The following is an 11,982-nucleotide window of genomic DNA, read 5'->3' on the forward strand; positions in this document are numbered from 1 at the left end:
TTGTAATGCCACCAATTCTGTAATGCCAATTTGACATTATTTTGGTAAATGTGCTGAGCGCTTAGTGGCTAGCGTTAAGCGTAAAGATCATTCGAAAACGCTTGGCGCCAAACGCAGAACGCTAATTCAATTTATAGTTTACAACATTCATTCCCATTAATTGTTCTAAGAACTTGTTGTTGGGGTTTATTTTTAAATTCTTCGAAGGCAAATCAAGCATAATCTGTTTTTCGCTATCAAAAACCGCAAAATTAAGTTGGCAGTTTTGCTGCTCGGAATTTGCCTTATTGTCTGCTAATATGGCCTCAATTTCTCTCATTAACTGATCGTTAACCCGCTCTATAGGTACCTGAATAGTTAAACTTTTCGCTAATTTATCACGCAGTTCAGACATGAGGTTAATTGCTGTGATTTTAAATTCCCAATCGCCAGCTTTTCCGAAACGTTCGCCTACCCTTCCCCTAATCTGCAAGAAATATCCTTCAGTTAAAAATGATTTAAACTTTAAAAAATCTTCACCAAACAAAGCCATTTCGCAGGCATCGTCGTAATCTTCAAAAACAAATGTTCCGAAAGGTTTACCTGTTTTCGTAATCCGTTGCGATGCCGTTACCACCAGGCCACCTACACAAAGCTCGCGGTTTTTCAGTTTTTCGAATTCGGCCAAAACCTCTTCATTGCTATCGCCCATACGCACTTTGTTGATGATACTGAGCTGCCGGACACTATTGGTACAAAATTTATCAAGTTCGAGTTTATAGTTATCCAAAGGGTGACCGGAAAGGAAAATCCCGATCGCATCTTTTTCATATTTCAACCTGTCCATTAAGGCCCACTCTGGTGAAACAGGTAAACTCGGCTCTAAAATCAAATCGGCTTTTGAGCCGCCAAAGAGCGAAGCCTGCGACGTGCTTTCATTATTCTGAAAATCATTGGCATATTTAATAATTTTTTCAATGCCATTCATTTTATCATTTGGACCAATATAAAAATACTGTGCCCTGTGTCCACCAAATGCATCGAAAGCACCACTGTACACAAAACTCTCGTAAGCTTTTTTATTTACAATACGCGTATTGGAACGCTTGGCAAAATCGTACACACTGGCATAAGGTCCATTGGCTGAGCGTTCTTCGATAATACTCTCTACCGCCTTCTCACCTACACCTTTTACTGCAGACATCCCGAAGCGGACTTCGCCTTTGGCATTTACCGAGAATTTAAGATCAGATTCGTTTACATCCGGGCCTAATACGGTAACACTCATCTGGCGACACTCTTCCATAAAGAACGCCACCTGCTTAATATCACTCATGTTATTGGATAGTACCGCAGCCATATATTCGGCCGGATAATGTGCTTTCAAATAAGCCGTTTGATAAGCAATCCATGCATAACAGGTAGAGTGTGATTTATTGAAGGCATAGGATGCAAATGCTTCCCAATCCTTCCAGATTTTCTCTAAAACGGTCGCATCATGCCCCTTTTCCGAAGCTTGTTTCACAAACTTTGGTTTCATTTTATCCAAAACGTCTTTCTGTTTCTTACCCATGGCCTTACGCAGAACGTCGGCCTCACCTTTGGTAAAGCCAGCCAGCTTTTGCGATAAAAGCATTACCTGTTCCTGGTAAACCGTAATTCCGTATGTTTCCTTTAAATATTCCTCGCAGGCATCCAGATCGTACTTAATTTCTTCCTCGCCATTTTTACGACGAACGAAACTTGGAATATACTCCATTGGTCCAGGGCGGTATAAGGCATTCATGGCAATTAAATCGTCGAAAACCGTTGGTTTAAGCTCTTTCATGTATTTCTGCATACCCGGACTCTCATACTGGAAAATACCGATAGTTTCACCACGCTGGAAAAGCTCATAGGTTAATACATCATCAATCGGGAAATTATCGGGATTGAGGTCGATGCCGTGCCTTTTCTTAACCAGTTTCACCGTATCCTTAATCAGGGTTAAGGTTTTTAACCCCAGGAAGTCCATTTTTAATAAACCGGCGCTTTCTACAACCGAGTTATCAAACTGGGTAACATATAAATCAGAATCTTTAGCTACAGATACAGGAACGAAATTGGTAATATCGCTCGGTGTAATAATCACGCCGCAGGCATGAATACCCGTATTCCGCAGCGATCCTTCTAAAATCTGTGCCTGCTGAATGGTTTCGGCACTTAAATCTTTCTGACTGCCCAGGTTTTTCAGTTCTACAACTTTCTCATATTCATCGGGCCGTAAAGCATCTTTTAAACTTTTTTCGTCGAGGTTAAAGATTTTGGCCAGCTTCATATTCGGAATCAGCTTGGCAATTTTATCGGCCTCAAACAGCGGCAAATCTAATACGCGCGCCGTATCGCGGATAGACGATTTGGCGGCCATGGTACCATAAGTAATAATCTGCGCTACCTGGTTGGCACCATACTTATTAATTACATAATCCATTACACGGCCACGCCCCTCATCATCAAAGTCGATATCGATATCGGGCATGGATACACGGTCGGGATTTAGGAAACGCTCAAAAAGGAGGTCGTATTTAATCGGGTCGATATTGGTAATCCCGAGGCAATAAGCTACTGCTGAACCTGCAGCTGAACCCCTGCCCGGCCCTACCGATACATCAAGGTTACGAGCCTCGGCAATAAAATCCTGTACAATCAGGAAATAACCCGGATAACCCGTTTTTTCTATCGTTGCCAGCTCGAAATCCAAACGTTCGGTAATATCATCGGTTAAGGTTCCATAACGGCGTTTCGCACCTTCGTACGTTAAATGTCTTAAAAACTTATTCTCCCCACGTTTTCCACCATCGGCTTCATCTTCGGCAACCAAAAATTCTTCAGGAATATCGAATTTTGGTAAGAGTACTTCGCGGGCAAGTTTATAAATTTCAATTTTATCAAGGATTTCCTGAATATTTAAAATCGCTTCCGGCAGATCAGCAAAAAGTGCCTTCATTTCATCAGCCGATTTGAAATAGTATTCCTGGTTAGGTAAACCATAACGATAACCACGGCCGCGGCCTATTGGTGTGGCTTGCTTTTCGCCATCTTTTACACAGAGTAAAATATCGTGCGCGTTCGCATCTTTATTATTTACATAATAAGTATTGTTGGTTGCCACCAGTTTAACGGCATGTTTACGGGCAAAAGCAATTAATGTTTCGTTTACACGGTCTTCATCTTCCTGTTTATGGCGCATCACCTCTAAATAGAAATCGTCGCCAAACATTTCCTTCCACCAGATCAATGCTTCTTCTGCCTGGCTTTCGCCCATGTTTAAGATCTTACTGGAAATCTCACCGCCCAGGTTACCTGATAAAACAATGATATCTTCCTTGTATTGCTCAATAATCTGCCTATCGATACGAGGTACATAATAAAAACCCTTGGTATAAGCTATCGACGACATTTTGGCGAGGTTATGATAGCCCTTTTTGTTTTTAGCCAGCAATACCATCTGGTAGCCGTTGTCTTTTGCCGTACGGTCTAAATGGTTTGCACATACGAAAAACTCTACCCCTACTATGGGTGTCATGACCACTTCGGTAGGGCGTTCGCCAGCTTCTATTGCCGCAGCGTTTTTGGCTTCGGCAGCTTTATTATGATTAAGTACGTTGTTAACAAAATGGAAAGCACCCATCATGTTGGCATGATCGGTCATGGCTACCGCGGGCATTTTCTGTGCGGCAGCGGCTTTTACCAGATCAGGAATGCTAATGGTACTCTGTAGTACCGAAAACTGCGTATGATTATGCAAATGCACAAAAGTTGCCGCAGCAAGCTCTTGTTTATTATCTGCCAGTGTTTGTTTAGAAATTCCGCTGCCTTCAGTTTTCTGCTGGCGTTTTCGGATTTCATCGGATGCAGCCTTTAAATTGACGTGTTTTAATCCAATGCCTTCAATTAGGCCAGGATTTACCTCCCTAAAACGAGGGAAATATTCTACATCAACAAGCAGTTCTTCTTTTTTGAAAACCTCTCTCTTGATCAGCTCCAGAAAACAACGCGTAGTTGCCTCCACATCGGCAGTAGCATTGTGGGCTTCATTAAATGGTTCACCAAATAAATAGGAATGCAATTCGGTTAAGGTTGGCAATTTAAATTTACCACCTCTACCTCCAGGCAATTGTAAAAGTTGTGCCGTAACTTCGGTACAGGTATCTAAAACAGGCATTTCGGCCAGGCGGTTGGCTACACCGAAACGGTGAAACTCGCAGCCCATAATGTTCACATCGAAACCAACATTTTGCCCTACAATAAATTTGGCTTTGTTTAAAACTTCGTTAAACTTGACCAACATTTCGTCGAAACCGATACCTTGTTCTACAGCCAGTTCGGTTGAGATTCCATGGATGCGTTCGGCATCGTAAGGTATATTAAATCCCTCTGGTTTAACCAGATAATCCTGATGTTCAACCAATCTCCCCATCTCATCGTGCAGCTGCCAGGCAATCTGTATACAACGTGGCCAGTTATCCGTATCGGTAATGGGTGCATTGTAATTGCGGGGCAAACCCGTGGTTTCAGTATCAAAAATTAAGTACATATTGTGCGGCAAAGAATTAACCGATGTAAAATAATAACGGTTCTTCAAAAATAGGGAATTTGAGGGTTGAAGTTGTCAGGATTTTATCAACAAAATACGGTTGACAAACCCATCGGGTCTTAAAATCTGATAGGACTTTTCAAATCATTAGTACCGAACTCATTATCATTTTGAGCTTTTTTGATCCTTTTATTTTTTGGAAATGAGTGGTTAGGTTTTTCATAGCGGTCTTTAGTCCCGCTATGCGCTTTATCCCGATGAAAATCGGGATGTCCGCTCCTATCGGGTTTATTTACAACAGATAGTAGCACAGTCAGCGCAACCTAAACCCCACCGTAGCGGGATGCTGATTTTTTCAATCAGCAGAAGCGGGGGCGGGACTGAATTAACCTAAATACTGCGGCAACTGCTTTCCATACGGATTTGATAAATCTTTAGAACTTAGATCATGATAAGATTCTTCGCTGTGCTCAGAATGACAAACATTTTAATAATGCGCAACTGAAAACTGAAAACTGAAAACTGTTTAAAATACTCCTGGCTCACCAACTCATTAACTTCGTATCCTTTACCTTAGGTTTATTTACGATGGAAGTAGCCCAGTCGGCGCAACCTAAACCCCACCGTAACGGGATGCCGATTTTTTCAATCGGCAGAAGCGGGGGCGGGACTGAATTAACCTAAATGCTGCTGCAATTGCTTTCCATACCGAATTGATAAATCTTTAGAACTTAAAACAATGATAAGATTCTTTCGCTGCGCCCAGAATGAAAAACATTTTATTAATGCGACACTGAAAACCGCCAACTGAAAACTGTTTAAAAGTGCTCCTGACTCACCAACTCACTCACCTCGTATCCTTTCTGCCTGCACCTTTCTATGATATGCACCAATAAATCGGCTTCCATTCTAGGTTCACGAGCCATGATAAAGAGGTATTTTTCATCGGGATGCCCAACCACTACATAACTATAATCATCAGCCAGCTCTATAATCCAATAACCTATTTTAAAAGGCCATAAAAACTGGGCCTTCATATCGCCATCAGCTTTCTCTTCGTCAAAAAACAGTTTCGAGGTGATCGATTTTTCTTCGGGTTTCCCATCCTTATGGTAGGTGGTATATACATCAAAATGATCATCGTCCACCAAAGTATAAGTCTCTGTAGTTTGCTTCCAATGTTTATCCATTAAAGTTGGGATAGAATATAGGGAATACCATTTACCCTCAAAGGCTTTATAATCGATATTTGAAATGGGTTTGTTTTCCATAATTTATTAGAACAAAAATTGCTGTTTATTACTTACTAAGTAAACCCATATTAAATTATAAAGTTTTGAAATGCATTTTTAAACCTTATATTTATTTCTACCTTCGATAGGTATTTAACGAAAGCGAACCACTAAAATATAAATATATGAAAGTAACGGTTGTTGGCGCAGGCGCAGTTGGTGCCACTTGTGCAGATCATATTGCCCGCAAAGAATTGGCGAACGAACTTGTATTATTGGATATTAAAGAAGGTTTTGCCGAAGGTAAGGCAATTGACATGATGCAAACTGCAACCCTTTTAGGCTTCGATACCAAAATTGAAGGGGTAACGAACGATTATAGTAAAACTGCTGGATCAGATGTAGTGGTGATCACATCCGGACTCCCACGTAAGCCTGGAATGACCCGCGAAGAACTAATTGGCATTAATGCAGGTATTGTTAAAGGTGTTGCCGAAAATATTTTAAAATTCTCTCCAGAAGCCATTTTCATCGTGATCAGTAATCCGATGGATACGATGACCTACCTGGCTTTAAAATCGTTGGGCTTACCTAAAAACCGCATTATTGGTATGGGTGGAACTTTAGACAGCTCACGTTTCAAATTCTATTTATCACAGGCATTAAATTGTAACCCGAATGATTTACAAGGATTTGTAATTGGTGGCCATGGCGATACCACCATGATTCCACTAACCCGTTTAGCCACTTACCAAAGTTTACCAGTAAGCAATTTGTTAGATCAGGCTACGCTTGATCAGGTTGCTTCAGATACCATGGTTGGTGGTGCTACCTTAACAGGTTTAATCGGGACATCAGCCTGGTATGCACCAGGTGCTGCAGGTGCGGCCTTGGTTGAAGCCATTTTACGCGATGAGAAAAAACTGTTTACCTGCTGTGTTTCGCTTGAAGGAGAATACGGACAGGAAGATATCTGTTTAGGTGTACCAGTAATTATAGGCCGTAATGGTTGGGAAAAAATCATCGATTTTAAATTAAATGAAGATGAACAAGCAGCATTTAAGAAAAGCGCTGATGCGGTAAGAAATATGAACAGCGTACTGGCCGAAATGAAACTGGTTTAAAATTATTAAATCGTCTTTTCGAGCGGAGTGCAACGAAGTCGGGAAATCTAACTAGAGAAATCCGTCTAGATAGATCTCTCCATTCCATTACGTTTCATCCGATAGCTATCGGATCGAGATGACGATTCTATGTTAAGCTCCTTCATTTTAAACAATTTAAAATTGAATATCAAAGGTGTAGATAATATATTGGCTGATACCCACAACATCAGCACCTACCATAAAATACCCATTTTAGATGGTCTGGAATTGTTAAACGCCAAAAAGCACACCATCGATTTCCCTTTCCACACACACGATACCTTTAATATTGCACTGATTTTAAATCAGACTTTCTACACAAAACTTAACGATAAATTTTTACAAGCACCTATTGGTACACTGTCGATCACCAATCCCCACGAAGTGCATGCAACTCCCTGCGATAATAAACTGGGCAATTCTTTCTTCACTTTCTACGTTTCGCCCGATGTACTCAAAACCTTAAACAAGGGCCGTGATGTTTTTTTTGAAGATAAGATCATCTACGATCATGACATTTTCAGCAGTTTTTATTACTTATCCAACCATTTTAACAATCCGGAAGTTAACTTCGAAAAGGAACTGCTTAGCGTTTTAGAGAAACTGGTTGCGCGTTATGCTATAAACTTGCATTTCGAGTATAAAAAAACAGCGCTGTTTCAAAGTTTTATCAGCGAAAACCTGATGGAAAAATTTTCTCTAACAGATACCGCAAAACGTTTTGGATTGGATAAATATAAATTCCTGCGCTTATTTAAACACGAAACAGGTTTAACCCCCAACAATTACATCCTGCTACAGCGGATAGAAAAATGCAAAAAACTCATCACTAAAGAAACAGATTTGATGGATGTCGCCATCGAAACGGGCTTTTATGATGTGGCACACCTATCAAGGCACTTCAAACGCTTTACCGGTGTAACACCTTCCGAGTATAAAAAGGCTTAAACCAGCAATTGCAATATCGTACAACAGCGTCAGGCATTTAAGCTTTATTTTTGCTATCACAATCAAACACAAATGAAAAAAGATAGCATCGCCATCCTTGTTTTTTTATTTTTTAGTCTTTCCGCAAATGCGCAGGTTGGCAAAAACCAGATTCCGCTTAAAGTAGACAAAGTAACAGCCGATTTAACATTAAAACAGGGTGAAGAAACCTCATTCAGCTTCCTGCTAAAGAAAGACTTTTATTATTCGATAACTGTTGAACAAAAAGGGATTGATGTTACCATCCGTTTGAAAGATTATAACGGAAAAACTATACAGGATGTAGATTCGCCAAATGGAAGGTTCGGAAGCGAAAAAATCGTTTTCTCGCCCGATAGCACTGCTAATTTTACTCTCACGGTTAAACCTTTAGCAGAAACAACCAATGCAAAGGAAGGCAATTATTCCGTTTTAGTGCAAAGTCCGCCCAAAAAGTTAACACAGTTAAGTTACAAAGCCCTCGAGCAAGATTTTAATACCCTGAAAAATGCTTTTATTGAAACACATGTTGGCCTGTGGTACAATACCTATACCCAATTCGACAGTCTCTGCAACGTGCAAAAAAGCAAGATAAGGGATAAGATGACTGCTTTGGATTTTTATCAACTCGTTACTCCTGTGGTTACTTATACCAAAGAAGGACATAGCGCGATCCAGCCTGCTGAGGAAACGAATAACTACATCAGGCAAAACGGCAGGTACTTTCCTTTTTTAGTAAAGATTCTAGACAAAAGGGTTTATATCCTGAATGATCTGGATAATTATAAAACCAAAGGAATGATGATTTCCAAAATTAACGGAAATAGCATTGAAACCATCATGCAACAGTTTCTAACCATAGAACCAGCTGATGGTTACAATACCACAAGCAAATACCGCTGGATAGAAACGGCCTTCTCCAAATATTACCTGCGTTTTTTCGAACAACAGCCCAATTTTTTTGATATTGAATTGATTAACCCAAAAACCAGTGAAAAGATTAACTATAAGGGTATACCAGCTTTAAGTTTTAAGCAATACGAAAAATTCGTATCAAAAGAAATAAAATCTATCCCAAATTACAATTATAAAGAACCTGCTGCATTAAAGATAGACACGCTGAACAGCACAGCAACACTAACCGTTAATACCTTTTCTACCAACAGTTACACAGGTGGCAGAAAAGGTTTTAAAGAATTTTTAGCAAAGAGTTTTCAGAACATTGCCGATCGTAAAATAAAACATCTGATTATTGATATCAGGAAAAATGAGGGCGGTGCGCAAGCCATGGAAGACCACCTGATGTCGTACCTGGTCGACAAAGAATATCCAAAATATAAATATGCCGAAATTCCATCCTTTACTTATTCGTTTTTGGATTATACAGCCTATCGGGAAAAAGAATCGCGCGATGATTTTGAAAAAGATTTAAAAGCTGAATTTTACCGTAGCAACGATGGCCGCTATCTCGATCTCCCTGGAAAATATAAAAGCGATACGCCTCAAACCAACCATTTTAAAGGCGATTTGTATATCCTCATCAGTGGTTTATCTTTTTCAGGAGGCTCTGAATTTGCCGCTTTAGCTAAAAACTATACCAGCGCCCGTTTTATCGGCGAAGAAACAGGTGGTGGCTATTATGGCAATACCAGCGGCTTCTTTATCAATTATACCCTTCCGAATTCTAAATTAACAGGCCGGATCCCATTAATTAAATTTGTTGTTGAAGAAAAACAAAATGGTATTCCTTTTGGTCACGGTGTAATGCCTGATCACGAAATACAGCCGACAATTGAAGAATATTTTAGGGGCTATGATGCAGAAATGGAATTTGTAAAAAAACAGATCAAAAACAAATAACGAACTCCTGACATCGTTTTCGGCTAATTAGCCTAATTTAGGCTTCTAAACATTTGTTATGAAAGCCATTTCCGTCCCTTTAAAATTAATAAATTTACAAGACGATGGCTTCCACCTTTTGGTGGAAGTTGTTGTTTTTAAGGAAAAATATTTTGCCGTATTAGATACAGGCGCATCGCGGAGTGTTTTCGATAAGTCATTGATCGAAAAACATGTATCAGGAACGCTCCAGGTATCTGACGAAATTAATGCCGCTACCCTTTTTACCACGACAACTACTATCCAGGCTACTATTCCTCAACTAAAAATCGGCGCCTTAAAAATCAATAATTATGAAACAGTAGCTTTTGATCTGCAATCGGTTACCGACACCTACCAACAGTTTGGTCACCCACCCATTATGGGCATTATTGGTGGCGATATTTTAATGCAATACAAAGCAATTATAGATTATAATAAACTTCAACTGCGGCTTTACAGGTAAAAAATCATCATTTTGTGATACTAGTCATTTTTGAATTATCACTTTAGCTGATATTTGCAATCCATGAAAAAGTTAATTGGAATTTTCTGTATTATTTTTTGGGCTGGCCTTCTGGCCGGGATTAGTTTTTTGGAAGCCCCATTAAAATTCCAGGCACCGGGAATTACCATCCCACTGGGCTTAGGTATAGGCCAATTGGTTTTTCAGGCACTTAATAAAATAGAGATTGTACTGCTGCTTATCATTTTAGCCTGCTCCTTACCGGCACCTTTAAAAAACATATGCAGTGTTTTACTTTTCTCGGTGACCATCTTGTTAATGGCAGATACTTTTTTGTTATTGCCTTTACTAGATGAAAGGGCAAATCTGGTTTTGGCTGGTCATGCTCCGGCCAAAAGTTATCATCATATATTGTATATCATTATCGATACCATAAAATTCCTGTTATTGATTGCATTAGGTTTCTTAAATTTAAAATCACTGTATCATGAAAAAAGACATTCATAATAGAACAGATATAATCGTTTTAGTGGATACTTTTTACAAAAATGTTGCACTTAACCCTCAGATTGGACCCATTTTTACCGATGTTGCCAAGATAGATTGGACCCACCACCTACCCAAAATGTATGATTTTTGGGAAAGTATTCTTTTCGGGAAAGCCATTTATAAGGGGAACCCCATGCTTACCCATTTTGCGCTTAACGAACAAACGCCATTACAGCACGAACAATTTGAGATATGGAAAAATCTCTTTTTTCAAAACGTTGACGATTTGTTTACAGGCCCAAATGCAACACTCATTAAACAAAAAGCTCAATCTATTGCCGATTTAATGCATTTTAAAATCAATTCTCCCTCATCGAAGATTAAAATTGTTTAATTTTAATTGCTTTGAATTCAATTGCTTTCTTTATAAATTTAGTTAACCAACTAAATTTATGTATGAAATTTCTCAAAATCTTTTTAAGCATTATTGCCGCACTCGTAGTAATCATTATTGCAGGTAGTTTTTTTCTGCCAAAAAGCTACTCCGTAAATCGGACTATAACCATTCTTGGCCCAGACAGTACCATTTATAAAAACATTGCCGATTATCATGAATTCTACAAGTGGAATGCCTGGTCTAAAATGGATCCAAAGGCCAAAATAACCATTACCGGTACTGTTGCTCAGCCTGGTCACTTGTACCAATGGAATGGAGAAAAAAGTGGTACCGGACAAATGCTGATCAATAAGGTAGAGGTAAATAAGATGGTTGATATGGAGCTAAAGTTCATCAAACCTATGGAAAGTATAGCAGATACCCGTTTCGACATAGAAAAAGCCGGAAACGGAAATAAAGTAACCTGGACCATGAGCGGAGAAAGCAAAGGAATAATCAATAAGTGGTTTGGCTTATTTATGGATAAAATGATTGGCAAAGATTTTGAAGACGGATTAAAATCCTTGAAAGAAAAATCAGAGAAAGGGAATTAGAAATTTGCCACGGAAGTACAGAAAACACGGCGTATTTTTGAAGCTCAGCAAAGCTAAATCTGCTTTGATAGATCTCTCCGTTATGCTTCGGTTCAGATGAACGTCCGTATTGTAAAAACTTTGCGCACTCTGTATCTTCACTCTCTTATCTTTGGGTTAAAAAAAGAATAATAATATTCCTAAACTCTCAAAGAGAGGCTTTTTGTTATTTCAATGAAACTCATCAAACAATTATGTCGGCTTTGGGTTAAAAAACTATTA

Annotated in this window: 9 protein-coding genes; 7 read left to right on the forward strand and 2 right to left on the reverse strand. The window is 39.3% G+C overall.

The window, feature by feature from the left end; all coding sequences use genetic code 11:
- Positions 1-121 precede the first annotated feature (121 nt).
- Together dnaE and OQX63_RS07780 are read right to left on the reverse strand one after the other, a co-directional pair.
- Entirely contained in the window at positions 122-4,555 is a 4,434-nt protein-coding gene (dnaE, locus tag OQX63_RS07775; protein ID WP_265850331.1) for a DNA polymerase III subunit alpha, read from the reverse strand.
- A gap of 818 nt (positions 4,556-5,373) precedes the next feature.
- The gene (locus OQX63_RS07780; RefSeq protein WP_265850332.1) at positions 5,374-5,826 is read right to left on the reverse strand and encodes a lipocalin family protein; all 453 of its coding nucleotides are present in this window, start codon (positions 5,824-5,826) and stop codon (positions 5,374-5,376) included.
- Between the two features lie 146 nt (positions 5,827-5,972).
- On the opposite strand from OQX63_RS07780, the gene mdh reads away from it, so the two are divergent.
- The 7 genes from mdh to OQX63_RS07815 all read left to right on the forward strand — a co-directional run bounded on the left by mdh (position 5,973) and on the right by OQX63_RS07815 (position 11,721).
- On the forward strand, positions 5,973-6,911 hold the full coding sequence (gene mdh / locus OQX63_RS07785; protein WP_265850333.1) for a malate dehydrogenase: 939 nt from the start codon (positions 5,973-5,975) through the stop codon (positions 6,909-6,911).
- Positions 6,912-7,073: 162 nt separating this feature from the next.
- Positions 7,074-7,880 carry an AraC family transcriptional regulator gene (locus OQX63_RS07790; RefSeq protein ID WP_265850334.1) on the forward strand — a complete coding sequence of 269 codons (807 nt, stop codon included), beginning with the start codon at positions 7,074-7,076 and terminating at the stop codon, positions 7,878-7,880.
- A gap of 72 nt (positions 7,881-7,952) precedes the next feature.
- Positions 7,953-9,758, forward strand: coding sequence for a S41 family peptidase (locus tag OQX63_RS07795; protein ID WP_265850335.1), 1,806 nt, complete (start codon positions 7,953-7,955; stop codon positions 9,756-9,758).
- Positions 9,759-9,816: 58 nt separating this feature from the next.
- A complete protein-coding gene (locus OQX63_RS07800) occupies positions 9,817-10,242 on the forward strand; it encodes an aspartyl protease family protein (protein ID WP_265850336.1) in 426 nt (141 codons plus the stop codon).
- Between the two features lie 63 nt (positions 10,243-10,305).
- Positions 10,306-10,749, forward strand: a complete 444-nt coding sequence (locus OQX63_RS07805) for a hypothetical protein (RefSeq protein ID WP_265850337.1) — start codon at positions 10,306-10,308, stop codon at positions 10,747-10,749.
- A complete protein-coding gene (locus tag OQX63_RS07810) occupies positions 10,730-11,125 on the forward strand; it encodes a group III truncated hemoglobin (protein WP_265850338.1) in 396 nt (131 codons plus the stop codon). Before OQX63_RS07805 ends, OQX63_RS07810 begins: the two co-directional genes overlap by 20 nt.
- Before the next feature lie 62 nt (positions 11,126-11,187).
- Positions 11,188-11,721 (forward strand): SRPBCC family protein, encoded by a 534-nt coding sequence (locus OQX63_RS07815; RefSeq protein WP_265850339.1) that lies wholly within the window; start codon positions 11,188-11,190, stop codon positions 11,719-11,721.
- Positions 11,722-11,982 lie beyond the last annotated feature (261 nt).

Source organism: Pedobacter sp. PF22-3 (assembly GCF_026239555.1).
Taxonomy (GTDB): domain Bacteria; phylum Bacteroidota; class Bacteroidia; order Sphingobacteriales; family Sphingobacteriaceae; genus Pedobacter.

Coding starts and splice junctions, on each gene's coding strand:
- dnaE (WP_265850331.1), bottom strand. CDS start 4,555: ATGTACTTAATTTTTGATACTGAAACCACGGGTTTGCCCCGCAATTAC.
- OQX63_RS07780 (WP_265850332.1), bottom strand. CDS start 5,826: ATGGAAAACAAACCCATTTCAAATATCGATTATAAAGCCTTTGAGGGT.
- mdh (WP_265850333.1), top strand. CDS start 5,973: ATGAAAGTAACGGTTGTTGGCGCAGGCGCAGTTGGTGCCACTTGTGCA.
- OQX63_RS07795 (WP_265850335.1), top strand. CDS start 7,953: ATGAAAAAAGATAGCATCGCCATCCTTGTTTTTTTATTTTTTAGTCTT.
- OQX63_RS07800 (WP_265850336.1), top strand. CDS start 9,817: ATGAAAGCCATTTCCGTCCCTTTAAAATTAATAAATTTACAAGACGAT.
- OQX63_RS07805 (WP_265850337.1), top strand. CDS start 10,306: ATGAAAAAGTTAATTGGAATTTTCTGTATTATTTTTTGGGCTGGCCTT.
- OQX63_RS07810 (WP_265850338.1), top strand. CDS start 10,730: ATGAAAAAAGACATTCATAATAGAACAGATATAATCGTTTTAGTGGAT.
- OQX63_RS07815 (WP_265850339.1), top strand. CDS start 11,188: ATGAAATTTCTCAAAATCTTTTTAAGCATTATTGCCGCACTCGTAGTA.